The sequence below is a fragment of the Ensifer aridi genome (assembly GCF_002078505.1).
GTDB classification, from domain to species: Bacteria; Pseudomonadota; Alphaproteobacteria; order Rhizobiales; family Rhizobiaceae; genus Sinorhizobium; species Sinorhizobium aridi.
The window spans coordinates 284,404-310,564 of sequence record NZ_LUAV01000014.1; the positions used below are offsets into that span (position 1 = coordinate 284,404).

29 protein-coding genes are annotated in these 26,161 nt (G+C 63.0%); 13 read left to right on the plus strand and 16 right to left on the minus strand.

What is annotated here, in order from left to right; genetic code table 11:
• Positions 1-58: 58 nt before the first annotated feature.
• The 3 genes from AYK65_RS14570 to AYK65_RS14580 all read left to right on the plus strand — a co-directional run bounded on the left by AYK65_RS14570 (position 59) and on the right by AYK65_RS14580 (position 3,104).
• The gene (locus AYK65_RS14570; RefSeq protein ID WP_026616172.1) at positions 59-850 is read left to right on the plus strand and encodes a creatininase family protein; all 792 of its coding nucleotides are present in this window, start codon (positions 59-61) and stop codon (positions 848-850) included.
• Positions 851-958: 108 nt separating this feature from the next.
• Positions 959-2,050 carry a CobW family GTP-binding protein gene (locus tag AYK65_RS14575; RefSeq protein WP_081158830.1) on the plus strand — a complete coding sequence of 364 codons (1,092 nt, stop codon included), beginning with the start codon at positions 959-961 and terminating at the stop codon, positions 2,048-2,050.
• A gap of 64 nt (positions 2,051-2,114) precedes the next feature.
• The gene (locus AYK65_RS14580) at positions 2,115-3,104 is read left to right on the plus strand and encodes a WD40 repeat domain-containing protein (protein WP_046116530.1); all 990 of its coding nucleotides are present in this window, start codon (positions 2,115-2,117) and stop codon (positions 3,102-3,104) included.
• Positions 3,105-3,261: 157 nt separating this feature from the next.
• Here AYK65_RS14580 and AYK65_RS14585 read toward each other — a convergent pair whose 3' ends face one another.
• Positions 3,262-3,705 (minus strand): glyoxalase superfamily protein, encoded by a 444-nt coding sequence (locus tag AYK65_RS14585; protein WP_046116531.1) that lies wholly within the window; start codon positions 3,703-3,705, stop codon positions 3,262-3,264.
• 267 nt (positions 3,706-3,972) lie between these two features.
• Between AYK65_RS14585 and AYK65_RS14590 the strand changes: the two genes are divergently transcribed.
• Genes AYK65_RS14590 through AYK65_RS32960 form a run of 3 tightly spaced genes read left to right on the plus strand, consistent with a single transcriptional unit; the run spans position 3,973 to position 5,037 of the window.
• On the plus strand, positions 3,973-4,608 hold the full coding sequence (locus tag AYK65_RS14590; RefSeq protein ID WP_046116532.1) for a LysE family translocator: 636 nt from the start codon (positions 3,973-3,975) through the stop codon (positions 4,606-4,608).
• Positions 4,609-4,631: 23 nt separating this feature from the next.
• The gene (locus tag AYK65_RS32955) at positions 4,632-4,829 is read left to right on the plus strand and encodes a VOC family protein (protein WP_234706508.1); all 198 of its coding nucleotides are present in this window, start codon (positions 4,632-4,634) and stop codon (positions 4,827-4,829) included.
• A gap of 7 nt (positions 4,830-4,836) precedes the next feature.
• Positions 4,837-5,037, plus strand: a complete 201-nt coding sequence (locus AYK65_RS32960) for a VOC family protein (protein WP_234706509.1) — start codon at positions 4,837-4,839, stop codon at positions 5,035-5,037.
• 112 nt (positions 5,038-5,149) lie between these two features.
• On the opposite strand, the gene AYK65_RS14600 is transcribed toward AYK65_RS32960, so the two are convergent.
• Together AYK65_RS14600 and odc2 are read right to left on the minus strand one after the other, a co-directional pair.
• On the minus strand, positions 5,150-5,740 hold the full coding sequence (locus AYK65_RS14600) for a GNAT family N-acetyltransferase (RefSeq protein ID WP_046116533.1): 591 nt from the start codon (positions 5,738-5,740) through the stop codon (positions 5,150-5,152).
• An 89-nt stretch (positions 5,741-5,829) separates the two neighbouring features.
• On the minus strand, positions 5,830-6,969 hold the full coding sequence (odc2, locus tag AYK65_RS14605; protein ID WP_234706510.1) for an ornithine/lysine decarboxylase: 1,140 nt from the start codon (positions 6,967-6,969) through the stop codon (positions 5,830-5,832).
• A 596-nt stretch (positions 6,970-7,565) separates the two neighbouring features.
• Here odc2 and AYK65_RS14610 point away from each other — a divergent pair.
• The 3 genes from AYK65_RS14610 (at position 7,566) to AYK65_RS14620 (ending at position 10,237) form a co-directional block, all read left to right on the plus strand.
• Entirely contained in the window at positions 7,566-8,459 is an 894-nt protein-coding gene (locus tag AYK65_RS14610) for a LysR family transcriptional regulator (RefSeq protein ID WP_046116534.1), read from the plus strand.
• Positions 8,460-8,570: 111 nt separating this feature from the next.
• Positions 8,571-9,215 (plus strand): DUF1007 family protein, encoded by a 645-nt coding sequence (locus AYK65_RS14615; RefSeq protein ID WP_026616163.1) that lies wholly within the window; start codon positions 8,571-8,573, stop codon positions 9,213-9,215.
• On the plus strand, positions 9,209-10,237 hold the full coding sequence (locus AYK65_RS14620; protein ID WP_081158832.1) for a nickel/cobalt transporter: 1,029 nt from the start codon (positions 9,209-9,211) through the stop codon (positions 10,235-10,237). Before AYK65_RS14615 ends, AYK65_RS14620 begins: the two co-directional genes overlap by 7 nt.
• Before the next feature lie 11 nt (positions 10,238-10,248).
• Here the strand turns inward: AYK65_RS14620 and AYK65_RS14625 are convergent, their stop codons facing one another.
• From AYK65_RS14625 to AYK65_RS14640, 4 genes are all read right to left on the minus strand, one after another.
• Positions 10,249-10,464, minus strand: a complete 216-nt coding sequence (locus tag AYK65_RS14625) for a hypothetical protein (RefSeq protein ID WP_026616161.1) — start codon at positions 10,462-10,464, stop codon at positions 10,249-10,251.
• Entirely contained in the window at positions 10,461-11,159 is a 699-nt protein-coding gene (locus tag AYK65_RS14630) for a GNAT family N-acetyltransferase (protein ID WP_046116536.1), read from the minus strand. Before AYK65_RS14630 ends, AYK65_RS14625 begins: the two co-directional genes overlap by 4 nt.
• Positions 11,160-11,312: 153 nt before the next feature.
• Positions 11,313-12,017 carry a tellurite resistance TerB family protein gene (locus tag AYK65_RS14635; protein WP_026616159.1) on the minus strand — a complete coding sequence of 235 codons (705 nt, stop codon included), beginning with the start codon at positions 12,015-12,017 and terminating at the stop codon, positions 11,313-11,315.
• A 179-nt stretch (positions 12,018-12,196) separates the two neighbouring features.
• The gene (locus tag AYK65_RS14640) at positions 12,197-12,835 is read right to left on the minus strand and encodes a 2-dehydro-3-deoxy-phosphogluconate aldolase (protein ID WP_026616158.1); all 639 of its coding nucleotides are present in this window, start codon (positions 12,833-12,835) and stop codon (positions 12,197-12,199) included.
• A gap of 204 nt (positions 12,836-13,039) precedes the next feature.
• On the opposite strand from AYK65_RS14640, the gene AYK65_RS14645 reads away from it, so the two are divergent.
• From AYK65_RS14645 to trhO, 3 genes are all read left to right on the plus strand, one after another.
• Positions 13,040-13,513, plus strand: coding sequence for a CYTH domain-containing protein (locus tag AYK65_RS14645; protein WP_026616157.1), 474 nt, complete (start codon positions 13,040-13,042; stop codon positions 13,511-13,513).
• Positions 13,510-14,418 carry a CHAD domain-containing protein gene (locus AYK65_RS14650; RefSeq protein WP_046116537.1) on the plus strand — a complete coding sequence of 303 codons (909 nt, stop codon included), beginning with the start codon at positions 13,510-13,512 and terminating at the stop codon, positions 14,416-14,418. The genes AYK65_RS14645 and AYK65_RS14650 overlap by 4 nt, the downstream gene beginning before the upstream one ends.
• A 207-nt stretch (positions 14,419-14,625) precedes the next feature.
• Entirely contained in the window at positions 14,626-15,585 is a 960-nt protein-coding gene (gene trhO, locus AYK65_RS14655; RefSeq protein WP_081158833.1) for an oxygen-dependent tRNA uridine(34) hydroxylase TrhO, read from the plus strand.
• Between the two features lie 25 nt (positions 15,586-15,610).
• Here trhO and AYK65_RS14660 read toward each other — a convergent pair whose 3' ends face one another.
• The 4 genes from AYK65_RS14660 to AYK65_RS14675 all read right to left on the minus strand — a co-directional run bounded on the left by AYK65_RS14660 (position 15,611) and on the right by AYK65_RS14675 (position 18,667).
• Positions 15,611-16,009: a GFA family protein gene (locus tag AYK65_RS14660; protein ID WP_034885681.1), complete on the minus strand. Its 399-nt coding sequence runs from the start codon at positions 16,007-16,009 to the stop codon at positions 15,611-15,613.
• A 109-nt stretch (positions 16,010-16,118) separates the two neighbouring features.
• On the minus strand, positions 16,119-16,895 hold the full coding sequence (locus AYK65_RS14665) for a MetQ/NlpA family ABC transporter substrate-binding protein (protein ID WP_081158835.1): 777 nt from the start codon (positions 16,893-16,895) through the stop codon (positions 16,119-16,121).
• 37 nt (positions 16,896-16,932) lie between these two features.
• Positions 16,933-17,598 carry a methionine ABC transporter permease gene (locus tag AYK65_RS14670; protein WP_026616152.1) on the minus strand — a complete coding sequence of 222 codons (666 nt, stop codon included), beginning with the start codon at positions 17,596-17,598 and terminating at the stop codon, positions 16,933-16,935.
• Complete coding sequence (locus tag AYK65_RS14675) at positions 17,588-18,667, minus strand: methionine ABC transporter ATP-binding protein (RefSeq protein ID WP_046116539.1); 1,080 nt, start codon at positions 18,665-18,667, stop codon at positions 17,588-17,590. The genes AYK65_RS14670 and AYK65_RS14675 overlap by 11 nt, the downstream gene beginning before the upstream one ends.
• Positions 18,668-18,725: 58 nt before the next feature.
• Between AYK65_RS14675 and AYK65_RS14680 the strand changes: the two genes are divergently transcribed.
• A complete protein-coding gene (locus tag AYK65_RS14680; RefSeq protein WP_026616150.1) occupies positions 18,726-19,016 on the plus strand; it encodes a hypothetical protein in 291 nt (96 codons plus the stop codon).
• Here the strand turns inward: AYK65_RS14680 and AYK65_RS14685 are convergent.
• The 5 genes from AYK65_RS14685 to xylB all read right to left on the minus strand — a co-directional run bounded on the left by AYK65_RS14685 (position 19,001) and on the right by xylB (position 26,157).
• On the minus strand, positions 19,001-20,374 hold the full coding sequence (locus AYK65_RS14685) for a GH1 family beta-glucosidase (RefSeq protein WP_081158892.1): 1,374 nt from the start codon (positions 20,372-20,374) through the stop codon (positions 19,001-19,003). The two genes, AYK65_RS14680 and AYK65_RS14685, sit on opposite strands and share 16 nt — an antisense overlap.
• Positions 20,375-20,556: 182 nt before the next feature.
• The gene (locus tag AYK65_RS14690; RefSeq protein WP_026616148.1) at positions 20,557-21,741 is read right to left on the minus strand and encodes a Gfo/Idh/MocA family protein; all 1,185 of its coding nucleotides are present in this window, start codon (positions 21,739-21,741) and stop codon (positions 20,557-20,559) included.
• A gap of 188 nt (positions 21,742-21,929) precedes the next feature.
• On the minus strand, positions 21,930-22,982 hold the full coding sequence (locus AYK65_RS14695; RefSeq protein ID WP_081158837.1) for a sugar phosphate isomerase/epimerase family protein: 1,053 nt from the start codon (positions 22,980-22,982) through the stop codon (positions 21,930-21,932).
• 287 nt (positions 22,983-23,269) lie between these two features.
• A complete protein-coding gene (xylA, locus tag AYK65_RS14700) occupies positions 23,270-24,580 on the minus strand; it encodes a xylose isomerase (RefSeq protein ID WP_081158839.1) in 1,311 nt (436 codons plus the stop codon).
• Positions 24,581-24,702: 122 nt separating this feature from the next.
• A complete protein-coding gene (xylB, locus tag AYK65_RS14705; protein WP_081158840.1) occupies positions 24,703-26,157 on the minus strand; it encodes a xylulokinase in 1,455 nt (484 codons plus the stop codon).
• Positions 26,158-26,161 lie beyond the last annotated feature (4 nt).

A 26,161-nucleotide genomic window follows, 5' to 3' on the forward strand; every position in this document is an offset into this window, starting at 1 on the left:
CGAACTGTATGACTCAAATAACAATTTTACGACAAACGACGCGTAGGACCGAAGAGAAATGTCGCTGCCGAAAGCCCGCTGGGACGACAATCCCGCCGATCTCGCGCCCTTCGAGAGGAGGGACTGGATCGCAGTGCTACCGCTCGGCGCGCACGAGCAGCACGGGCCGCATCTTCCCTTCGAGACCGACCGGCTGATCGCCGAGGGCATCGTCGAGCGGGTAATCCCGGCGCTCCCGGACGGCCTGCCGGTGACCTTCCTGCCGGTCGAACCCGTCGGCTATTCGGTCGAGCACATGGACGTACCGGGCACCCTCACGCTTGCCTATGACGAAGCGATCGCGCGCTGGCTCGGGATCGCGCAAAACCTGGCGCGGCTCGGCATCCGCAAATTCGTGATGCTGAATGCGCATGGCGGCAACTCGCCCCTGATGACGATTGTCGCAACCGAGGCGCGCATGCGTTTCTCCATGCTTGCGGTCGCGACGAGCTGGACGCGCTTCGGCCAGCCGGAGGGATGGATCGGGGCCGAGGACAAGGCGATCGACATCCATGGCGGGGATATCGAAACGTCAGTGATGCTGGCGCTCTCACCGGACAAGGTGGACATGTCGAAGGCCCGCCGCTTCCCCTCGCGCCAGAGCGAATTTGCCCGCCGCTTCAGGCACCTGAGTGCCTATGGCACGCATGCCTTCGGCTGGAAGATGTTGGATTTGAACCCCGAAGGCGTTGCCGGCAATGCCGCCGCAGCGACGGCCGAACGCGGCGAGCTCCTACTCGATCATGCGGTGAAGGGCATTGTCGAACTGCTCGAGGACGTGAACGCTTTCGATGTCAGCGATCTTGCGTGAGCGCCCGTCGGCGAAAACGTCCCGTCGCATTTGCGCATCGCCGCTTGATCTCCTATATCAAACGCCAACACCGATGCCCGCGGCGCATCGCCAATCACCGAGGCTCCCATGACCGAAACGACCACGCAGAAGCCGATCCCCGTCACCGTGCTCACGGGCTATCTCGGCGCCGGCAAGACGACGCTGCTCAACCGCATCTTGAGCGAGAACCATGGCCGCAAATATGCGGTCATCGTCAACGAATTCGGCGAGATCGGCATCGACAACGACCTGATCGTCGAGTCCGACGAGGAAATCTACGAGTTGAACAACGGCTGTGTCTGCTGCACGGTCCGCGGCGACCTGATCCGTGTCGTCGAAGGACTGATGCGCCGGCCCGGTCGTTTCGACGCCATCATCGTCGAGACCACCGGCCTTGCCGACCCGGTGCCGGTCGCCCAGACCTTCTTCATGGATGATGACGTGCGTGCGAAGACCGAGCTCGACGCCGTCGTGGCGCTGGTCGATGCCAAGCACCTGCCGCTGAGGTTGAAAGACAGCCGCGAAGCGGAAGACCAGATCGCCTTCGCCGACGTCGTGCTCCTCAACAAGACCGACCTGGTGACGCCCGAAGAACTCGAGCGCATCGAGGCGACCGTGCGCGTGATCAACCCGTCGGCCCGCATCTACCGGACGCAGCGCTCCGAGATCGACCTCACCAAAGTGCTCGACCAGGGTGCCTTCAACCTCGAAAAGGCGCTCGAAAACGATCCGCACTTCCTTGAGCAGGGTGAGCACGACGACCATGTCTGCGGGCCCGACTGCGATCACGACCACCACCATCACCATGATCATGATCACGATCATCACCACCATCACGATCATCATCACCACGACCATGGCCCCTCACCGATCCACGATGTGACGGTGCAGTCGATCTCGCTCAGGGGCGGCGAGATGAACCCGGACCGCTTTTTCCCCTGGATCCAGAAGATCACGCAGACGGACGGGCCGAACATCCTGCGCCTCAAGGGCATCATCGCATTTGCCGGCGACGCCGAGCGCTATGTGGTCCAGGGCGTCCACATGATCATCGAGGGCGACCACCAGCGCCCCTGGAAGGACGGCGAGAAGCGGGAGAGCCGGCTCGTCTTCATCGGGCGCGATCTCGACCGCGAGAAAATCGAGCGCACCTTCAAGGCATGTGAAGTCCAGGCATGATGCGGGAAAGCGCCTACGGGTTTTCGGATAAGATCATGCTGAAACAAGAGAGCCTGACCAACTGATGCCGACCGTCGCTCCGCTCGATCTCGAAGGCCACGTCGTCAGCGTGGCCTTTCTCAAGGATGTCCCCTTCTTCGCCGGGGCCGCCGGCACGATTCATCGCCTCGACCAGGGCCACAAGACGACCGAAGCCCATGATGGCCTGCTTTCGCTCGCCTATGACGAGGCCAGCGACACGCTTTTGACGGGCGGCGAAGACGGCAAGGTGATGCGCATTTCGGCAGACGGCAGCGCAACTCCCGTGGCCGAAACCGCACGCAAGTGGATTTCCGAAGTCGCCGCCGGACCGCAAGGCGCGGTCGCCTACGCCTATGGCAAGACCACCTTCGTCCGCCTAGGCGACGGCACGACCAGGGAATTCCCGGAGGAGCGCACGGTCGAGGGCATTGCCTTTGCTCCCAAAGGGCTGCGCATTGCGGTCGCGCGCTACAATGGCGTGTCGCTGCACTGGGTCGCGATGACAGGCCAGCCGATCGACCTCGAGTGGAAGGGAGCGCATACGGGCGTCACCTTCTCCCCGGACGGCCGCTTCGTCGTCACCACCATGCAGGAAAACGCGCTGCATGGCTGGAAACTCGATGCGAAACCCGGCGCCGAAACGCGGCACATGCGCATGACCGGCTACCCCGCCAAGGTGAAGTCGCTTTCCTGGTCCGCCAAGGGCAAATGGCTCGCCTCCTCCGGCGCCCCGGCGGCGATCGTCTGGCCCTTCCAGGGAAAGGACGGCCCGATGGGCAAGGCGCCGCTCGAACTCGGCACGCGGGGCAACACGATGGTGACGACGGTCGCCTGCCATCCGGCGGAGGATATCGTCGCGATCGGCTACGAGGACGGCATGATCCTCGCCGCCCGCTTCGCCGACAGCAAGGAAGTGCTTTTACGCCGCCCCGGCAAGGGCGCGGTCACTGCCATGGCCTGGAACAGAAGCGGCCGTCAGCTCGCCTTTGGTTCGGCAGCCGGCGACTGCGGCGTGGTGGACATTGCCGGGTAGCTAGCCTTGTGCATGCGATAGCCCCTCCCCCCCGCACGCGGGGAGAGGGGACGTGCGAAGCCGCCAAGGCGGGCGAAGGCAGCGCCGCGTGTGCCTTCTCCCCGCCTGAGGGAGAAGGTGGCGGCAGCCGGATTGGGGGCAAATCTCCCGCCGATCCTCACCACTCGAGCTCCAGATGCGGCCGGCCGTTCGAAGTCCTCTCGACCGTCCGCCCGCTTTCATCGATGGTTGCCGTCACCCGGTGACGAAACGCCGAGAAGCTTTCGAAGGTGACGACATCGACCGGCTCGTCGAACCTGAACGTCAGACGATAGCGTCCCGTTGCTCCGAGCGCCTGGGCCGAGAGGATTTCCGCCTCGAAGGCCTGGCCGAGATAGTGGCCTGTGACACGCGAGCCTAGCATCCAGGGATTGAAGGGCGGCCGGTTGCCGGCGGCGGCGTGGAGCGTGTTCCAATCGCGAAAGCCGTATTGAGCAGCGATCAACTCAAGCGACTTGGAATGACTGATTTCCTCGCCCTCTGACGCAAGCCGGGAACGCAGGCGTTTTGCCTGATCCTTCAGCACGTCGAGCGAGGGAAGTCTTCGTGTTTCATGCGTCATGACAGGGTCTCCTGCTGCGGCATGCGATTTCAGGATGGGTGTCCGCATTGCCATCGGCGCGCATGCCGTTTCGGCGTGACCGTGTCGCAAAGAGGGGCTTCACCAAAGCTTGACGCTCGCGGACGGCGGGGGCCCTCGCCCGGCGCCTCCATAGGGGAAACTGCGGAGGCTGTCAAACGAGGCGGCCGATGCCTACGACCACGAATTGGCGCCTTGCGCACACGCGAAAGCTGTGGGAGGACTTGGCTATCGGCAGGGGAGGACACCATGAGCGAAGTCACCATTCTTGCATTTGCGCTCGTCGCGTTGATCGGCATCGCGACGCCCGGGCCAACCGTGCTTCTCGCGCTCACCAATGGCTCGCGCTATGGGGTGAAGCGGGCAACGGTAGGCATGGTCGGGGCAGTGCTCTCCGACTTCGTGCTGATCGGCGCCGTGGCGCTCGGCCTCGGCGCGCTGCTTGCGGCATCGGAGTTCTGGTTCTCGGTCGTCAAATGGCTGGGCGCCGCCTATCTCGCCTTCCTCGGCGTCACCCTGCTGCGTTCTCAGGGCACGCTGGATATCTCGTCGCAAGCACCGCAAGGGGCGGGAGGCGGAACTCCGCGCTCGATCTTCATGAAGAGCTTCCTCGTCGCCGTCACCAATCCCAAGGGCTATCTGTTCTTTTCCGCCTTCTTGCCGCAGTTCATCGAGCCCACGCTGCCGCAGGCACCGCAATATGCGATGCTCGCTCTCGTCTTCGCTTCGATCGATTTCGCCGTGATGTTCGGCTATGCGCTGCTCGGCTCGCAGGCCGTGCGCTTCCTCAAACGCTCCGGCGCGATCTGGCTCGACCGCGCATGCGGCGGCGCGCTCCTGGCGCTCGCTGGCTCGCTGGCATTCTACCGGCGTGCCGCCAACTAACGCGCTCGCAGAGAGGACAGTGGATGATCGGATATACGATGGTCGGAACGAAAGATCTGAAGCGGGCTATGCGATTCTACGATCCGCTGATGGCCCTTATAGGTCAGGAGCGCTGCTATTGCGACGAACAGGTCGCCTCTTGGGGACGCAAGGATGACGATCGAACTCCGCGCTTCTTCACGGGCTATCCGTTCAACGGCGAGGCAGCCGACGGTCGGTAATGGCATAATGACGGCGTTTCTTATCGAAACGGCGGACGTCATAAATCGCCTTTTCCGGATTGCGCTTGAGAATGGCGGCAGCAGCGAAGGCGCGCCTGGCTTTCGCCCGCAATACGGGGAAGGCTTTTACGCCGCCTACGCGCGCGATCCTGATGGAAACAAGCTTGCCTTCGTCTGCTACGACGCGAGGAAGCCCTTTGCACCGTGAGGCAACGGCGGGGCCTCGAAAAAGATTTCTGAAAACATTACAGCGCTCCCGCCGCCGAAGGCAGGAGCGCTGTTCGTTATCCGCCTCCGCAGGGTGAGAGGCGGAAGAAAGTTCACGCGGCGCGTCTGACCGGGGGCAGCGCGAGTTTCCGCCCGCTGGCGACGAGCATGCCGGCGGCCCCTTCGAGCCAGCCTTCCTTCAGTTCGAGCGCGAGGAAGCGATTGCGCTCGAACGGGCCCGGCATAACGAGATGCTGCGCCCGCGCGGCGAAGAAGCCGAAGCGCTCGTAGTAGGCTGCGTCGCCGACGAGCAGGATCGCGCCATGCCCGCGGTTCTTGGCTTCCTCAATCGCTGCCCGCATCAGCGTACCGCCGATGCCCTTGCCCTCATACGCCGGATCGACTGCGAGCGGACCGAGCAGCAATGCCGGCACGGCCTGACCCTCGCGATTGACGCCCGCCTCGACGTTCCAGAGACGGACGGTACCGATGACGTGACCGTCGACATCACGGGCAACGAGGGCCAGCCCCTCGGCCGGCACGCGCCCGCGCCGCAGTTTCTCCGACGATTTCCTGCGGCGGCCGGGACCCATGGCACGGTCGAGCAGGTTTTCGCGCGCGACGACGTCGCCCGGATTTTCGGAGTCGATCACAAAGGTGGACGGCGCGAAGAACGCGCGCAGGGTATCAACAACAGCGGCCATCGGGGCCTCCCGTCATCAAAACCGCTTCAGGCGGACCAGAGAAGAATTGTGAAATCGCCGCTCCCGCGGAACCGCGGGAGCAGGCTGGATCAGATCACGTAGGCCTTCAGCGGCTCGAAGCCATTGAAGGCTACGGCCGAGTAGGTGGTCGTGTAGGCGCCCGTGCCTTCGATCAGAACCTCGTCGCCGATCGTCAGCGAGATCGGCAGCGGATACATGTTCTTCTCATAGAGCACGTCGGCCGAATCGCAGGTCGGGCCGGCGAGCACGCAGGGCTCCATCGCGTCGCCGTCACGCGCCGTGCGGATCGGGTAACGGATCGCCTCATCCATCGTCTCGGCGAGACCGCCGAACTTGCCGATGTCGAGGAAGACCCAGCGATGATTGTCGTTGTCCGACTTCTTCGAGACGAGAACGACTTCCGCCTTGATCACGCCGGCATTGCCGACCATGCCGCGGCCCGGCTCGATGATCGTCTCCGGGATATTGTTGCCGAAGTGCTTCTTCAACGCACCGAAGATCGCCTGACCATAGGCCTCTGCCGACGGGACGTCCCTCAAGTACTTCGTCGGGAAGCCGCCACCCATATTGACCATCTTGAGCTCGATGCCCTGCTTGGCAAGCTGCACGAAGACGCGCTTGGCGTCGGCGAGCGCCGAATCCCAGGCGTCGACTTTCGTCATCTGCGAGCCGACATGGAACGACACGCCATAGGAGACGAGGCCGAGCTGATGCGCGTAGACGAGCACGTCGACCGCCATCTGTGGTACGCAGCCGAACTTGCGCGACAGCGGCCATTCGGCGCCTTCGCCGTCCGTCAGCACGCGGCAGAAGACACGGGCACCCGGAGCCGCTCGCGCAACCTTCTCGACCTCTTCATGGCTGTCGACCGCAAAAAGGTTGATCCCCAGCGCATGGGCACGCGCAATGTCGCGCTCTTTCTTGATGGTGTTGCCATAAGAAATGCGGCTCGGGGTCGCACCGGCATCGAGCGCCATTTCGATTTCAGCGACGGACGCGCAATCGAAATTGGAGCCGAGACCGGCGAGAAGGCGCAGGATTTCCGGCGCCGGGTTGGCCTTGACGGCGTAGTAGATCGCGCTGTCGGGCAGCGCATGACGGAAGGCCCTGAAATTGTCACGCACGACGTCGAGGTCGACAACGAGGCAAGGACCTTCGGGTCGTCGGGTGTTGAGGAAGTCGATGATGCGTGCGGTGGTCATGGCCATATTCCCCGATCCATTAAAGTCCACAACTGTGGAGGACAAAGGGCATACGCGCGCTTGCTCTGGAACCAGCCGGTGGAGACCCCGGAACCATGCATGCGCTCGATGCGCGAACGATGAATCGAAGCCCGCGAAGGCTAAGATTCGGCTTTGTCTGCCATGGATTGGAGGGAATAACCCAACCGCACTTCCGGCAATGAAGGTGTGCCTCTTCAGTAACCCCGGCTGATGGAAAGCCGGCAGACACCAGAAAGGCCCGCACCGTCGTTGCTTCAAGATGTCCTCGCATTTCCCGGTTGGCCGGAATAGCGACTGGAGGGGTTAGTTCCAGGTACCTTACCGATGACCTCACCTAATCGAGGGTCGGCGGACACCCACAGGCACGTGCGACTTTGGGCAAGGGCGTAGGTAAGAAAAATCACTGTCGTAATCAAGAGTTTTTTCCGCCTCGGCTATAAATTTTTCTGGACCGGGCAGCGGCGCCAGTGTTCACTTTCAATGAACGATCGCAGCGACGCCGGTGCGTGCGGGCAGAGGCGCGAAATATCGGGATTCCGAGAGTCTGCGGGCGCCCGCAGGCGAGAAGAGAAAGACGAATCATGGATACCCTAACCCGCATCCGCGCCTTCATCGATGTCGTGGACGCGGAGGGCTTTTCGGCGGCCGCTCGGCGCGTCGGCAAGTCCAAGGCTCTGCTCTCGAAATATGTGCGGGAGCTCGAAGACGAACTCGGTGCCCTCCTCCTTAACCGGACGACGCGGCAATTTTCGCTCACCGAGGCCGGCCACACCTATTACCGCACGGCGTCCGAGATCCTGAAGGAGATCGATAACCTCGCCGATCTCGTGCGCGCCAACAATTCCGACCTGCGCGGCCGGCTCAGAATCACCGTGCCGCGGACCTTCGTCGATGCGGATATCGGCCAGTCGCTGATCGACTTCGGCAAGGAGCACCCGGAATTGTCGCTCGAGATCGTCTCCGACGACCGCTTCATCGATCTGGTGGAAGAAGGCTTCGACGTCGCGGTGCGCATAACGCGGCTAGAGGACTCGACGCTGATCGCGCGCAAGCTCGACGACTTCCAGATACTGGTCTGCGTCTCACCGCACTTCCTGGCGAAGGCCGGTCCGTTTGCGCATCCGACCGACCTCGCGCATGTCCCGTGCATCCTCGACACCAACGGCCGATCCTACTCGAACTGGCGTTTCGTCGAGCCGGACGGTTCGCCCTTCACGGTGCCCGTGAGCGGGCCGATCGAGGTCAACAGCCCGCTTGCCGCGGCTCGCGCCGCCGTAAGCGGCATCGGAGTGGCGATCCTGCCCGACTTCATTGCCCGGCCGAGAATCAATTCCGGCGAGCTCGTGACGCTTTTCGAGGACTTCCTGCCCAAGGATCGCGGAATCTACGCGATCTATCCGCATCGCCGCTATCTTCCGGCCAAGGTACGCACCTTCGTCGATTTCCTGCATGGCTGGTTCCGCAAGATCCGTTAGAGTCTTTGCGCATCGGGACCAAAGCCAAGGTGCCAAGTCCCAATTCCGTCCCATTTGCAGTACATTCGGAAGACGATTCGCACGGCTCCGGCCGAAAGGATTTCCATTCCCATGAAAATACAAAGCCTCGCCATAGCCGGCCTTGCGACGCTCGTTGCGCCCACGCTCGCCTTCGCCCATCCGCATATCTTCGCCGAAGCACGGCTGGAGATCGTCTCCGACGACAAGGGCGAGATCGGCGAATTGAGGAATGTCTGGCGGTTCGACGAGCTGTTCTCGGCAAGCGTGGTGCTCGACTTCGACAAGAACTCCAATGCTACCCTCGACCCGGATGAGTTGAAGGAAGTCGGCCAGACGGTGCTCGAATCGCTTGCGGAGTACAACTATTACACGACGATTTCCGACAACGGGAAATCGGTGAAGGTCAGTAGGCCGGACAGCATCACCGTCGATTACAAGGACAACCAGCTCCTCATGATGTTCGCGGTCAAACCGGCCGAGGCGATGCCGCTCAAGGGCAAGCTCTCCTTCGGCGTCTACGACCCGACCATGTATACGGCGATGGACTTTCCGACCGACGAGGACCTCAAGGTTGTCGGCGACAAGATCGAGGCCTGCGAGCATCAGGTGGTGCGCCCCGATCCGGACGAAGTGCTGGCCGAGAACAAGGACACGCTTACAGACGCCTTCTGGAACGATCCGACCGGGACCGACATGTCGAAGCTCTTCGCAACGAGGATCGAGGTCACATGCTGAACGCCCGTCGGATCGGCCGCCCGCTCGCGGCTGCGCTGTTGTTGACGGCCCTTTCCGCGACGATGGCGATGGCACAGTCGCCGCTGGGCATCGGTACGGCCGAACCCTCTGTCCAGACGACCGGTTTTCTCGGCGGTTTCTTCGCCTGGGTGAACATGGAGCAGCAGGGCTTCTACCGTATGCTGACCGGCGCGCTCAAAGGCATGCGCGAGAACCCCTGGCAGCTCTGGTCGTTGATCGGCCTTTCCTTTGCCTATGGCGTCTTTCACGCCGCCGGTCCCGGCCATGGCAAGGCGGTCATCTCTTCCTACATGATCGCCAACGAGACGGAACTTAAGCGCGGGGTGCTGCTCTCCTTTCTCTCCTCGCTCCTGCAGGGCGTCGTCGCCATCCTGCTGATCGGCGCCGTCTATCTCGTGCTGCGCGGCTCGTCGATCAGCATGACGAACGCCACCCATTCGCTGGAGGTCGCAAGCTACGCGCTGATCGCCGCCTTCGGCGGCTGGCTGGTCTTCCGCAAGCTGCGCGCAATGGCACGCCCGGCATCCCAGCTCGCCGGCGGGCACACCCACGATGACCATGGCCATCACGATCACGGCCACAGCCACGATCATCATCACGACCATGCACATGGGGCGGGTGAGGTCTGCGCAACCTGCGGGCATGCCCATGCCCCCGATCCGGCATTATTGAAAGGCGACCGATTTGCGCTCAGCGAAGCCTGGTCGGCGATCGTCGCTGTGGGCTTGCGCCCCTGCTCCGGCGCGCTCATCGTGCTTTCTTTCGCGCTTCTGAACGGGCTCTATCTCGGCGGCGTGCTTTCGGTTTTCGCCATGTCGATCGGCACGGCGATCACCGTTTCGATCCTCGCAACCTTGGCCGTCACGGCCAAGGGCGTCGCCGTGCGTTACGCCTCGAGCGATTCGGCCGCGACGCGAATCTCCAACGGCATCGAGATCGCGGGGGCGCTCATGGTGCTTGTTCTTGGGCTCGTTCTGTTGGGCGCTGCGCTGCAGGGGTGAGACGCAGTCAGCTACAGCCCTTTCCGGCGCTGATGGCGGGCGCGCAGCCAGAAGATCAGGAAGAAGGCAAGCACGAAGAGTGCGCCGAAGCCGGCGGCGAGCCAGGGCGAGATATCGCCAAGGACCAGCATGATCGACGGCAGCGCGAAAAAGCCGATCCCGACCACCAGCAGGATGACAGCGGCGGCGACTGCCGCGGATTTTTCCTTTTTATCGGGTGCGGTCACGTTTGCTCCTTCGTCGCAAGCTCCTCGCGAATCTCTTCGAGGCGCCGCTTCTGCCGTCCCTGGCCGTCAAAATTGTCGGCCGAGAGCCAGCGCTCGAACGCCGCCTTGAGAAGCGGCCATTCGCTGTCGATCATCGAATACCAGGCGGTATCACGATTGGCGCGTTTTGAAATCATATGCTGGCGGAAGATGCCCTCGAAGGTAAAGCCGAGGCGCGCCGCCGTGGTCCGGCTCGGCTGGTTTTCGCTGTGGCACTTCCACTCGTAGCGCCGGTAGCCGAGATCCTCGAAGACGTGCCTCGCCATCAGATAATGCGCTTCCGTCGAAAGCGGCGAGCGCGCCATGGCCGCTCCGTGCGCCACACCGCCGACCTCGACGACGCCGTTGGCCGGGTCCGCGCGCATGTAGTTCGCCATGCCGACGATCTTGCCGGTCGCCTTGTCGCGGAAGACTTCGGTGATCCATCCGGATTTTTGCTGAACCCCAGACAGCCAAGCGTCGAAGTCCTCGATGCCGGAAAAATCGTCCTGGGAGAAATATTTCAAGAGCGGGTTGATGGCCATGCCGCCGAAGGCCTCGTTCCAGAGCGCCTGCAGATGCATCGCCCGATCATAGGGCTCGATCCGCACATAGCGCCCTTCGATGGTCACCGGTTTCGGCGCCGGGCAGCCTTTCCAATCGCTGAGATCACGCATTGACCAACCTTCCCTCATCCCACTCCAATTGCCTTCGCAATAGGACAGAGGCCGGACCGTTACAAATTCAAACTGGTTGATGAACCCATGAAACGGCGCGAAGGGAGGCGCGGCCCCCGCCTCCCTTCGGACTTCAGATCGCGCGTCCCCCGATCAGGCGGGAACCTTTGCCGCCGAAACCGTCGCCTCGATGTGGTCGACCAGCGCATCGGCAAGTCCCAATCTTCCGGCGAGCAGATCGAGATAGCCGCGCTCCGCCCGGCTTTCCGGCTCGATCGCCAGACGGGATGCCGTGTAGAGTTCCACCCCCTCCTCCTCGGTCTTGGCGGCGGCGACGATGGCGTCGAGATCGATCGGATTGGAAAGCTCGGCTTCCAGAAAAGCCGCCGCATCCGCCGAAAGGCCGGAGACGGACAGCTTGTCCATGATGTGGCGGCGCTCGGCCTCGTCGATATGGCCATCCGCCCGCGCGGCAGCGATCATCGCCCGAACGAGCACCAGTGCGAAGTCCTCGCTCAAGGCATGGGGTGCTGTGAAACCGGAATTGGCCGGCGGCGGCGGCAATTCGGCGAGCGGCTTTGAGGCAGGCTCCGCCGCCGGCGCCTGTCCGGCCTGATAGTTCTTGTAGGCCTGATATCCGAGACCGGCGATCGCGGCGAGGCCGCCGAGCACGGCCGCATTGCCTGCAAGCTTGCGCCCCGACTTGGTTCCGAGGAGGACAGCCGTAATCGCGCCGGTGGCGAGCGGATTGTCCTTGGCGAGCTTCGTCACCTGATCCGCCCGGCCGCGGACGGTGCCGCCGGCGCCGGGTACCTGCGAACCCAGGAACTGATCCAGCAATTTCTTCGCATCGAACATCGGTCTTGCTCCTTTAGGTTCCACGCGCGATTTACATGCACGCGACTATCGCTCCCATGCCGCTCTTTTGTTGGCGAATTGAGACATAGGAACGCTCCGGCGCAAATACAAATTGGCGCCCCGAACGAAGAAGGGCCGGACAGGGCCGGCCCTCACCTGCTCGCATGCCTGCTGCCGGATCAACCTCTCAGCGCGAAGGCCTCGGCCGCAAGCTTGGTGATGCCGGCCCAATCGCCCTTGGCGACCAGATCCTTCGGCGCCACCCAGGAACCGCCGACGCAGATAACGTTCGGCAGCGACAGATAGTCACGCGCGTTGGCAAGCGAGATGCCGCCGGTCGGGCAAAACAGGGTACCGGCAAGCGGCGAAGAGAGCGCCTTCAGATAGCCGGCGCCGCCGGCCTGCTCGGCCGGGAAGAATTTCATGACGTTGTAGCCCTCTTCACGCAGGCCCATCACTTCGCTGGCCGTCGCCGCACCGGGAAGCAGCGGTACCTCGTGGTCATTGGCGACTTCGATCAATTCCTGCGTCGTGCCGGGGCTCACGATGAACTCGGATCCGGCTTTTACCGCCTCTTCGAACTGGGCGGCGTTGAGGATGGTTCCGGCGCCGGCAACCGCACCCTCGACTTCGGCCGCAACGGCGCGGATCGCCTCCAGCGCCGCCGGTGTCCTGAGCGTGATCTCGATCGCCTTCAATCCGCCGGCGACGAGCGCCCGCGCGAGCGGAACTGCGGTTGCCGCATCGTCGATCACCAGCACCGGCACCACCGGTTGCAGCTTGAGGATGGAAAGAAGCTTGTCGGTCTTCACGCTCATGCCCGCCGTCCCTTTTAAAACGATTGAATGCCGCACTTCGCATAGCCTCCCTGTTCGTCATTGTCGAGACCGAAAGCTGCCGCGCCGCGCCGGCGCCGATTGGAAGCAGACGATAAATATCATCTGCGGCAACGAGATGGCTTGAGCCTCAGCCGCAATACGGTACTTTGATGGCCGTCGACCTCTCGAGATGGCAGGACATCCATGGCGAAGGAGATTGAGCGCAAATTCCTGGTCGCTTCCAGCGGCTGGCGCGAGCATGCCGACGGCGGCACCAGGCTCCGGCAGGCCTATATCGTAACCATGGAGGACCGCTCGGTGCGCGTCCGCATCCATGGCAACAAACGGGCCCGCCTCACAATCAAGATCGGCAAATCGGCGCTCGTGCGTCACGAATATGAATATGACCTGCCCATGGACGACGCCCGAGAGCTGCTGACGCAGGCGGTGGGGGTCGTCATCGAGAAGCGGCGGTACCGCGTGCCGTACAAGGGCTTCACCTGGGAGGTCGACGTCTACGAGGGCGCGCTCGAAGGGCTGGTCGTCGCCGAAGTCGAGATGAAGCGGGAAACCGACTTGCCCGCCTTGCCGGCCTGGCTCGGGCGCGAGATCACCGGCGACCGCCGTTATTCCAACCAGGCGCTTGCCACAGAGGGGCTCCTGGAAGCGCAATCATGACCTATGCGCTCGATCCGGGTCGGCCTTTCACCGAGGGCTTCCGCGCCGTCGGAGCGGAACAGATCGAGCGTGCCGTGGCTGTGCTGCGGGAAAAGCCGGCTGGCGTGCACGAGGCGATCCACGACGCCCGCAAGAGCTTCAAACGCCTGCGCTCGCTCTATCGGCTCGTCGCCGCCGACGCGCCGGAATTCCAGCGACAGGAAAACGCCCGCATCCGCGACATGGCGCGGAATCTGTCGACCGTTCGCGACGCAGCCGCTCTTGTCGAGAACGCCAATTATCTGCGCCTGCACGCGGCAAACGAAGAGCAGCAGGTCGCGCTAGACAAGGTCTGCTCGATCCTGACGGCGCGCCGTGACCAGATTGCGACAAGCGAAACCGACCTCAACGGCAAGATCGACGTGACCATCGTCAATTGCGAACAGGCACTCGCAGCCCTCGCCCATGTTTCCTTCAACGATGGTCGGCGCAAATCCGCGAGCCGACTGGAGAAGGGTTGGCGAAGAACATTGAGGCGCGCAGCACGCACCAAATGCGCTTGCGAAACAAGCACTGATGCCTCGGTCTTCCACGAACTGCGCAAGCGTGTGCAAGACTATCGAATGCAATTGGCCCTGCTGCGCGCGGCATGGCCTTCGGCGATGCAAGCAAAAAGGGCGGACGCGAAGGAATTGGTCGATGTGCTCGGCCACTTGAATGACCTTTCGACGATGACGTCGCTCATTAACGAGCAGCCGGAACTTGCCGGCGACAGCCAGAACCAGGCGCATCTCCTCTCCGCGGTCATCGCCCGGCAGGAGGAACTGAGGACGGAAGTGCTGCAACGAGCAGAGGCGGTCTTCCTCGACGATCCGGAGAGCGAGAGCCGCACAGTCGCGCTGCTCTGGCTCGAGGCCGGAAGGTAGGCTCGTTGGCAGAATTGCCCCTCATCCCGCTGCCGCGACCCTCTCCCCGTAAGAGACGAGGAGAAGGGACGATGCCGCGCCGCCTCTATCCCCTCTCGCCGCGTGCGGCGAGAGGGTTAGGGTGAGGGGCCATCTCGCGCGAGGGGCGGTCACGGCGCGATTCGCCGCAATTGCGCTTGAGACCCGAAAGCTGTATTTGCGTGCCGCATGACGGACATGCTTACGACACCGCGCCCAGTAACACAAAGCCCAGAAAAGCAAGGCCAGTTTCTGGTGGCTGCGCTCTATCATTTCGTTTCCTTCCCGCGTTTCGCAGTTTTCCGCGAGCCGCTGCAGGCTGCCTGCCATGCGAACGGCGTGAAGGGAACGTTGCTTCTCGCACATGAGGGCATCAACGGCACGATTGCGGGCACCGATGAAGGCATAGGGTCGGTGCTTGCGTTCCTGCGCGCGCAGCCGGAATTCGCCGGCCTCGAACACAAGGAGAGCCGGGCCTCCACCATGCCCTTCCTGCGCATGAAGGTGCGGCTGAAGAAGGAGATCGTCACCATGGGCGTCGAGAACATCGACCCCAACAATGTGGTCGGCACCTATGTGGAGCCGAAGGACTGGAACGCGCTGATCTCCGATCCGGACACGCTGGTGATCGACACACGCAATGACTACGAGACGGCAATCGGCCTCTTTCGCGGCGCCGTCGACCCGAAGACCAAGACCTTCCGCGAATTCCCCGACTGGGTGCGCAATAATAACGGCCTCAACAACAGGCCGAAGATCGCCATGTACTGCACCGGCGGCATTCGCTGCGAGAAGGCGACCGCCTTCATGAAGGAGCAGGGCTTCGAGGAGGTCTATCACCTCAAAGGCGGCATTCTCAAATATCTGGAGGAGATCCCGCCGGAGGAGAGCCTCTGGGATGGCGCTTGCTTCGTCTTCGACGAGCGCGTGTCGGTAACCCACGGGCTCAAGGAAGGCGAGCATACTCTCTGCCACGCATGCCGGCAGCCGCTGACGCAGGAAGACCTCCTGTCGCCCCTGCACGAGGAAGGCGTCTCCTGCGTGCACTGCCATGACACGCGAACCGAAGAGGACCGCGAGCGCTACCGCGAACGGCAGCGGCAGATCACGCTAGCAAAGAAGCGCGGCGAACGGCATCTCGGAAGCTGAGGCGGCTGGATACCTTCCGGGCCGATCAGCCCGGCAACGCCTCGTACTCGTCCACGCAATGGGCCGGTCGGTCCCAGTGCGGGCGACTGCGGGTGAAGACCGCATTGGTGGGCTCAAACAGCGACATATCGTCGAGCGTGCCGGCATAGACCGTCCAGCGGTCGGGACCGGACGAGAAGATCTGGCTGCCGCAGGTGGGGCAGAAGTAGCGGATCGTCACATTACCGTTTTCCGCGAGCTTCTCGTAAGCGCGGAGCTCGCCGGTGACGTCGACGTCGGCGCGCGAGAACATCATATAACAGCAATGGCCGGTACCCGTGGCCCGCTGGCAATCCCGGCAATGGCAGAAGCCGGAGTAAAGCGGCGCCCGTTTCGCCTCGTAGCGCACCGCTCCGCACAGACATCCACCCTTCATGCCGCTCATGTCAGCTCCTCCTCGAACTGCCCGGAGGATAGCGAAGCGGCTCTCGCCGTCAAAGAAAACCGCGCACCGACTCGCGGTGCGCGGTCCATGTTCTCGCTCACAGGTAGGCTTACCAGCTCGGGATGAGCGCACCCTTGAAAGTTTCGTTGATGAACGCCTTGACCGTTTCGTCGTGATAAGATTCGACGAGCGTCTTCACCCAGGGTGCATCCTTGTCCGCGGCCCGCACCGCAATGACGTTGGCGTAGGGAGACTTCTCGCTTTCGATGGCGATGGCGTCTTCCTTTGGATGAAGATCAGCCTCAAGCGCGTAGTTGGTGTTGATCACGGCCGCATCGACGTCGGCCAGCGAGCGTGGAAGCTGGGCCGCGTCGAGCTCGGCGAACTGGATGTTCTTCGGATTTTCCGTGACGTCGGCCGGGGTGGCCTTCAATCCGGCATCCGGATTGACCTTGATGAGGCCCTTCGACGCGAGAACCAGGATCGCGCGACCGCCATTGGTGGGATCGTTCGGAATGGCGATCGTCGCGCCATCCGTGAGCTCATCGAGGCTCTTCACCTTGTTCGAATAGACGCCCATCGGCGTGGTGATGGTCAGGCCAACGCTGACGATCTCGTAGCCCCGGTCGGCGATCTGGTTGTCGAGATAGGGCCGGTGTTGGAAGGAATTGGCATTGAGCTCGCCATCGGCGAGTGCCTGGTTCGGAACAACATAATCGGAGAATTCGAGGATCTCGATGTCGAGGCCCTTGGGAGCGGCGACTTCCTTCACCTTCTCCATGATCTGGGCATGTTCACCCGGGGTTACGCCCACCTTGATCGTCTCTGCAAGCGCCGTACCGGCAGCAAGGGCGGCGAATGCCGCCGCTAGAATGAGCTTCTTCATGGATATCTCCTTTGTCGCTGTTGGTGCCTTGGAAGGATCAGGTCTTGCGGCTGCGCTTGTCGAAGCGGCGTGCCAGCCGGTCGCCGGCGCTCTGCACGAGCTGTACCAGCACGATGAGCACCACGACCACGATGAGCATCACGTCCGGCCTGAAGCGCTGGTAGCCGTAGCGGATGCCGAGATCGCCAAGGCCGCCGCCGCCGACGGCACCGACCATGGCCGAATAGCCGATCAAGCTGACGAGGGTCATGGTGAGTGCCAAGGTCAGCGCCGGCCGCGCCTCGGCAAGCAGCACCTTGAAGACGATCTGCATCGGGGTGGCGCCCATGGCGCGGGCCGCCTCGATCAGCCCCTTGTCGATATCGCGGATCGCCGCCTCGACGAGACGCGCGAAGAAGGGAATGGTCGCGATCGTCAGGGGCACGATCGCCGCCTTGGTGCCGATCGAGGTGCCGGTGACGAGGCGCGTGAAGGGAATGATCGCGACGACGAGGATGATGAAAGGCGTCGAACGCGTGGCATTGACTAAGAGGCCAACGATCCGGTTCACGTTGGGCGCCGGGAACAGCTCGCCCTTGCCGCTGGTCGCAAGGAAGATGCCGATCGGCAGACCGATCAGCGAACCGATGAGACCGGCGATCGCCACCATGCGCAGCGTGTCGAGCGTGGCCTTGCCGATGAGCATGAGAAGATCAGGCGACATAGCCGAGCACCTCCGTGACCAGTCCGTTCTCGGCGAAGAAGTGCTCGGCCTTCCCGGCGGTTTCGGCGTCGGCACCATAAGCGACGACGAGCGAGCCGTAGGGCTTGCCGCCGATTTCGTCGATGGTGCCGGCGATTATGTTGACCTCGGCGCCGATCGATTGGATGAGCTGCGAGATTAAGGGCCGCTCAGCCGCCGCGCCGAAGAAGGTAAGACGCACCACGACACGGTCGCCGGCAGCCGCCGCGGACTTCAGGCCCCTGGCGACCGCTTCCGGCAGCTTCGAGCCCGGCAGGCCGGAGAGAAGCGCCCGCGTCGTCTCGTGTTTGGGATGGGTGAAGACATCGAAGGTCCGGCCGCGCTCGACGATCTCGCCCCTGTCGATCACCGCCACGTCGGAGGTGACGGCTTTCACCACCTCCATCTCATGGGTGATGAGCAGAACGGTGAGGCCCAGTTCCGCATTGATCCGCTTCAGGAGCTCCAGGATCGACTGCGTCGTTTCCGGATCGAGCGCCGACGTCGCCTCATCCGAGAGCAGGAGCTTGGGCTCCGTGGCGAGCGCCCGGGCAATGCCGATACGCTGCTTCTGGCCGCCGGAAAGCTCGGCCGGATAGCGGCCATGCTTGTCGGCGAGGCCGACGAGATCGAGCAGCGGCCGCACGCGCTGCTCGATCGCTCGCCGATCCATGCCGGCGATCTCGAGCGGCAGCGCGACATTGCCGAACACGGTGCGCGAGGAAAGCAGATTGAAATGCTGAAAGATCATGCCCACCGAGCGGCGCAAATCGCGCAAGCCCGCCTCGTCGAGAGCGCCGACATCGACGCCGTCGACGAGCACCTTGCCGCTCGAGGGCTTTTCGAGGCCGTTGACGAGCCGGATCAGCGTCGATTTGCCGGCGCCCGAACGGCCGATGATGCCGGTGATCGAGCCGCGCGCGACGGTCAGGCTGACATTGTCGAGCGCGGTGAAGGCCGCATTTCCGCCGGACGCCGCGAAGCGCTTGGAAACGGCATCGAAGACGACGGACGCATCTTCAGGCGAAATGTCGGAAGGAGGAATGGTCATTGTCCGGTCGCCCCCGAAAGAGGGATCTGAGCGATGGAAGGATACATGATGCTCTCGGATGTTCGAAACTCTGGCCCAAGCGCGCTGCCGGGACGGGAACGCTGTCTGTCAAACCGACACTCGACAACGCATTCGGAACGGGGAGCAACTTTCTATCATCGGACAACCGATCGGTTCAACGCATCTGCGGCATGGCAGGCATGCCGCGCAACATGTGCTTCTTATCGCCGCCGAGAGTCCGGTTTCACAGGTACGTTTTTTCGAAGCCGCGGTGTTCAGCAAAAAAGTCTACTCTTTTTATGCAGAACGGTCGCACTCGGAGAAGCGTCTGCTTCAGGCCGGCTTGTGATTGCCCTTGGGGAATTGCTCCGCCAGTTCCTTGTACCAGTGGCCGCTCTTCTTGATGGTGCGGACCTGCGTTTCATAGTCGACATGCACGATGCCGAAGCGCATCCTGTAGCCTTCCGCCCATTCGAAATTGTCCATGAGGCTCCAGGCGAAATAGCCGCGCATCGGATAGCCCTTGGCGATGAGGTCCGCGGTCACCGAGAGATGATCGGAGATGTAGTCAAGCCGCGGCTGGTCGTCGACGACGCCGTTCTCGACGCCCATGTTGTAGCAGGCGCCGTTCTCGGTGATATAGCAATCGGGAAGTTTGTAGCCGGCGTTCAGCGTCTCGACCAATGTGCCAAGAGCCGGCGCGTAGACTTCCCAGCCGATATCCGTCTTCACGTCGCTGACGGGCTTGGCGTTGATCGTCGCCGGATATTCGGCACCCGCGGCCGCATCGTGCGAGACCCGCATCGGCGTGTAATAGTTGAGGCCCCACCAGTCGAGCGGTTGGGCGATCGTCGCCATGTCGCCGTCCTCGATGAGCGGCATGCGGGACCCGAGCGCCGAAAGGAAGCCTTCCGGATACTCACCCTTGAAGATCGGGCTGAAGAAGACGCCGTTGTGGAAATCGAAGGCCCGTTCGGCGGCGGCCTTGTCCTTGGCACCGTTGCTGCCGGGATAGACCGAGTGGGCATTGATGACGATGCCTGTCGGCAGGTCCGCCCGCTCCGAGCGGATCGCCTCGACGCCGAGGCCATGAGCGAGATTGGTGAAGTGGAGCGCGGCGAGCGCCGCATCCATGTTGCGCTCACCCGGCGCATGGACGCCGTAAAGATGGCCGAGCCAGACCGAGCACCAGGGCTCGTTGAAGGTCGCGACCGCATCGAGCCGATCGCCCAGGCGGGCGATGACCGTCTTCGCATAGCGCTGAAACGCATAGGCGGTCGTACGAGCCGTCCAGCCGCCATCACCCATCAGCGCCAGCGGCAGATCCCAGTGGTACAGGGTCGCGAAGGCCTTGATGCCGCGGGCCTTCAGGCCGTCAACGAGACGGTCGTAGAAGTCGAGCCCCTTCTCGTTGATCGGCCCCGTGCCCTCCGGAATGATGCGCGGCCAGGCGATCGAGAAGCGGTAGGCCTCGACTCCGAGATTCTTGATGAGGTCGAGATCCTGTTCCAGCCGGTTGTAGTGGTCGCAGGCGACGTCGCCGTTGTGGCGCTCGTAAACACGGCCCGGCATGTTGGAGAAGGCGTCCCAGATCGACGGCTTGCGCCCATCCGCCTTGCTGGCGCCCTCGATCTGGAAGGATGCGGTGGCAACGCCGAAAACAAAATCGCCGGGGAAGCGCTCTGCCAGTTTCTTGGCTTCGATCATCAGTGAGCCCTCGTCTTCTGCGCAGTCGGCGCACGGATGCCGCTGCATCTGATTGTAGGGAACCGGAAGCACACAGTGCCGGCTCTCGTTCGTGAGCGTGGCCTAAGGCCGCGGCGACAAATGTCAACCCCAACAAAGAGGGCGACGCGCGCGTCGCCCTCCCCCGGAGGTATCGACCCGGCTCAGACCTTGATCCAGGCACCGTTGCGCTTGGAGGAGCGCACACAGGCATCGACGAAGATCATGCCCTTCATGCCATCGTCGATCGTCGGATATGTGACAGCAGGGTCAACTTTCTCGCCGTTGCGCTTGGCGTAGATCGCCCGCGCAGCCTCCGAGTAGATGTTCGCGAAGCCTTCGAGGTAACCTTCGGGGTGGCCGGAGGGGATGCGCGAAACGCGAGCCGCCGCCGGCGAGGCCCCGGCGCCGGCGCGCGTCAGCAGGCGCTTCGGCTCGCCGAAGGGCGTGTACCAGAGGTAGTTCGGATCCTTCTGCGTCCATTCCAGGCCGCCCTTGGTGCCATAGACGCGCAGCATCAGGCCGTTCTCGTTGCCGGGCGCCACCTGGCTGCACCAGAGCATGCCCTTGGCGCGTGCGCCGTCCTTCTCCTTGAAGCGCAGCATCACATGCGCGTTGTCGTCGAGCTGACGACCGCTGACGAAGCTGTCGAGGTCGGCGGAGAGCTCGTCCAGTTCGAGGCCGGAGACGAAGCAGCCGAGGTTGTAAGCGTGCGTCCCGATATCGCCGGTCGAGCCGCCCGCGCCGGAGCGGGCCGGGTCCGTCCGCCACGACGCCTGCTTCTGCCCGGACTGTTCGATGTTCTCGGTCAGCCAGTCCTGCGGATATTCCATCTGCACGAGGCGGACCGCGCCTATGTCGCCGCTGGCGATCATTTCACGCGCCTGCCGCACCATCGGATAGCCTGTATAGTTGTGCGTCAGCACGAAGAGCGCATCGCTTTCCTCCGCGGCCTTCTTGAGCTTGTTCGCATCGGCAAGCGTCGAAGTCAGCGGCTTGTCGCAGATGACGTGGATGCCGCGCTTCAAAAATTCCTTGGCGGCGGCGTAGTGCACATGGTTCGGCGTCACAATCGCCACCGCCTCGATGCCGTTCTTGAGCTTAGCTTCGCGGATCGCCATTTCCTTGAAATCCGAATAGACGCGCGCCGGATCGAGCCCGAGCTCGCGGCCCGATGCTTGCGCCTTCTCTGCCGTCGACGACAAAGCGCCGGCGACGAGCTCATAGTGGTCGTCGAGCCGTGCCGCGATCCGGTGCACCGCCCCGATGAAGGCACCCGAGCCGCCGCCCACCATGCCGAGACGGATGCGCTGTTGACGCGTTTCCGTACTGCTTCCCTCTATTGCCATCGTGTTTTCCTCTCCTGAAGTGTTTGGCGTGGAATTGCCCCTCATCCCGCTGCCGCCACCTTCTCCCCGAGGCGGGAGAAAGGACTCGTGGCGACGCCGCCTCTTGTCGCAGCGGGAGAGCGGGGTGGATCCCCTCTCCCGCTTGCGGGGAGAGGGTTAGGGTGAGGGGCAGACAATTAGATCCCGAGCTAGATCCCCAGCATCCGTCGGTTCGCCGCCTCGTCGGTGCCGCTGTCGGCGAAATCGTCGAAGGCCTTCTCGGTGACGCGGATGATATGGGCCTTGACGAGCTCGGCCCCCTCGCGCGCGCCGTCTTCCGGATGCTTCAGGCAGCATTCCCACTCGACCACCGCCCAGCCGGAAAAATCATTCGCCGCCATCTTCGAGAACACCGCCCCGAAATCGACCTGTCCATCGCCAAGCGAGCGGAACCGGCCGGCGCGGTTCACCCAACTCTGATAGCCGCTATAGACGCCCTGCCGTCCGGTCGGGTTGAACTCCGCGTCCTTGACGTGGAACATCCGGATGCGGTCCTTGTAGATGTCGATATTCTCGAGATAGTCGAGGCACTGCAGTACGTAATGCGACGGATCGTAAAGCATGCAGGCGCGGGCGTGATTGCCGGTGCGCTCGAGGAACATCTCATAGGTGATGCCGTCGTGCAGGTCCTCGCCCGGATGGATCTCGTAGCAGACATCGACGCCGCAGTCCTCCGCGTGGTCGAGGATCGGCTTCCATCGACGGGCGAGTTCGTCGAAAGCGGTTTCCACCAGCCCCCCCGGACGCTGCGGCCAAGGATAGACGAAGGGCCAGGCGAGCGCGCCGGAGAAGCTCGCCATCGCATTGAGCCCGAGGTTCTTCGACGCCGTCAGCGCCAACTTCACCTGTTCCACTGCCCATTGCTGCCTCGCCTTCGGATTGCCGCGCACTTCCGGTGCGGCGAAGCCGTCGAAAGCCTCGTCATAGGCCGGATGTACGGCAACGAGCTGTCCCTGCAGGTGGGTCGAGAGCTCGGTTATCTCCACGCCGTTCTCGCGTGCCTTGCCGGAGATCTCCTCGCAATAGGTCTTCGATTCGGCAGCCTTCTTGAGGTCGAAGAGCCGGCCGTCCCAGCTTGGGACCTGCACGCCCTTGTAGCCGCAATCCGCCGCCCATTTGGTGATGGTGTCCCACGAGTTGAACGGCGCCGCATCGCCGGCGAATTGCGCAAGAAAGAGCCCCGGTCCTTTGATCGTCTTCATGCAAATTTCCTCCCTGGTGAATCACTGTCTAAGAAACCGGCACGCCGGTCGACTGATGATCTCTAACCGCCTCGCTCCGCAAACTCGTGATAACTCATAAACCTGCAACGTTGCAGGAGCGAGAAGCTAGCAGATTCTCCGCAAGGGGCAATCCGCTTCTGCCCCACTGCGAAGAGGATTTATTGCATCCGCAGGCGCCGAAACAGGAGCCGCGAATAAGTTCCGGAAACGGCGGAAGGGCGTCGGGTCGTGCGAGGCCGCCCGTCCGTTTCCGGCCGATGCCGCCATCAGACGTAGCGGTTTACGATGTTCTCCAGCAGTTCCTGCTTGCCGGATTTCGGCTGCGGATTGAGATCGGCCTTGCGCACCCAGGCCTCGATCTCGTCAAGCGAGAAGCCGCCCTCGAGCATCTTCTTCGCCTCCGGCACGTTCCAGCCGGCATAGCGTTTTTCCAGCGGCGCGGAGAGCGCCTTGTCCTCGATCATCTTCGCCGCAGCCTTGAGGCCGCGTGCGCAGCAATCCATGCCGCCGACATGGCCGATCAAGAGGTCTTCCGGATCGATCGACTGGCGGCGGAGCTTCGCGTCGAAATTGGTGCCGCCGGTCTTGAAACCGCCGCCTGCAAGCACGTGGTAATAGGCAAGCGCCATTTCGGGAACATTGTTCGGGAACTGGTCGGTATCCCAGCCGGACTGGTAGTCGTTGCGGTTCATGTCGATCGAGCCGAAGATGCCGAGCGCATTGGCAAGCGCCAGCTCGTGCTCGAAGGAATGGCCAGCAAGGATTGCATGGCCCTGCTCGATATTCACCTTCACCTCGTTCTCGAGACCGTACTTCTTGAGGAACCCATAGACGGTCGCGACGTCGAAGTCGTACTGGTGCTTGGTCGGCTCCTGCGGCTTCGGCTCGATCAGGATCGTGCCCTTGAAGCCGATCTTGTGCTTGTATTCCACGACCAAGTTGACGAAGCGGCCGAGCTGGTCGAGCTCGCGCTTTAGGTCCGTGTTGAGCAGCGTTTCGTAGCCTTCGCGCCCGCCCCAGAGCACGTAGTTCTCGCCGCCGAGCCGCTGCGTCGCGTCGATGCAGGTCTTCACCGTCGCGGCGGCAAAGGCGAAAACGTCCGGATCCGGATTGGTCGCTGCACCGCCCATGTAGCGACGGTTGGAGAAGAGGTTCGCCGTGCCCCAGAGCAGTTTGACGCCGGTCTCCGCCTGCTTCTTGGCGAAGTAATCGACGATCTGGTTGAGATTGCTGGTATTCTCGGCGAAGTTCCGGCCCTCTGGACGAACGTCGGCGTCATGGAAGCAGTAGAACGGCGTACCGAGAAGCTGGAAGAACTCGAAGGCGACGTCGGCTTTCAGCTTGGCCGCTTCCATCGAATCCTTGAACCAGGGACGCTCGAAGGTCTGTCCGCCGAAGGGATCGCCGCCCGGCCAGACGAAGGTGTGCCAATAGGCAACGGCGAAGCGCAGATGATCATCCATCCGCTTGCCGAGGACGATCTCGTCTGGATTGTAGTGGCGGAAGGCAAGCGGATTGGTGCTTTCCGGCCCCTCATATTTGATCTTGGCGATATCGCCGAAAAATCCCGTGCTCACGACAGTCTCCTCTCATGGAATGTGGTGCCGGTACCGTTCGCCGGGCCGGCCGTTAGGTGGAAAGGTAATCGTTTTCATTCTCTCGCTCGCGGCGACCGGCGCGGACCGGCTGGGCGGGCTGGTTACATTGTCGCTTCCTTGATCGCTGGATAAAGCCGGCGATAACGCCGATAGGCATCCTCGTAAGCCGGCACGAGCGATGCCTCCGGAGCGATTGTCTCGGCCGTCTCGGGCGCGGTGCAGACGGCGACGGGATCAGCCCCGGTGGCGGCGATCAAGCCGAGCCGGGCCGCGCCGAAGGCGGCGCCGAAATCGCCATCCGCCGGCAGGTCGACCGGCAGGTTCAACGCGGTCGCGATCGATTTCAGCCAGTAGCGCGAACGTGAACCGCCGCCGATGGCCGTCACGCGCGTGAGCCTCGTTCCGGCGGCGCGCAAGGCCTCAAGACTGTCGCGGATCGCAAAGGAAACACCCTCGAGCACCGCCTGCGTCAGGACAGCGCGGGAGCTTTCGTGGCCGAGACCGGCAAAGACGCCGCGGATCGCCGCATCGTTGTGCGGCGTGCGTTCGCCGGAAAGATAGGGAAGAAACGTCACCGAACCCGGCGCCTTGAGGCTGTCGCCGAGCTCATTGGTGAGATCGGCAGCACTCCGGCCGGTAATACTCGAATGCCAGTTCAGCGCATCCGTCGCCGAGAGGATCACGCCCATCTGGTGCCAGGTATTGGGCAGCGCGTGGCAAAACGCGTGAACCGCGCTCTCCGGATTGGGAAGATAACTTGCATTGGCGGCAAAGAGCACGCCGGATGTGCCGAGCGATACGAAGGCTTGGCCCTCGGCCACTGTGCCCATGCCGCAGGCGGAGGCCGCGTTGTCGCCGGCGCCGCCGGCAACGACGACGCCGGAACCCATGCCCCAGCGTGCGGCGAGTTCCTGGCGCAATGTGCCGGCACCGTCGGTCCCTTCGACGAGGGTCGGCATCTGCCGCTCGTCAAGATGGGTCGCCGCCAGCAGATTTTCCGACCACTTCCGTTTGCCCGTGTCGAGCCAGGACGTGCCGGCGGAATCCGACATTTCCGACATATGCTCGCCGGTGAGCCACAGGCGCAGATAGTCCTTCGGCAAGAGCACCCACTGCACCTTGGCGAAAGCTTCCGGCTCGTTCTCGCGCACCCAGGCGAGCTTCGGCGCGGTGAAGCCGGGAAAGACGATATTGCCGGTCAGCGCCCGGAACTGCGGATCGCTGTCGAGCGCCGCCGCCTCACGGAAGCTGCGGGTATCGTTCCAGAGGATGCAAGGCCGGAGCACCGCGTCCTTCTCGTCGAGCAACGTCGCGCCGTGCATCTGACCGGAGAGGCCGATCCCACGGACGGCGGCAAGCGCTTGCGCATGCGTCTCCTTGAGGCCATTGATCGCCACCTCGGCGGCGCGAATCCAATCCGCCGGGTCCTGCTCCGACCAGCCGGGATGCGGCCGCGAGACATCGAGCGCGGCGGAAGCGGACCCGACGATCTTCTGCCCGCTATCGATCAGCATGGCCTTGACGCCGGACGTGCCGAGATCCAGTCCGAGATACATGGGT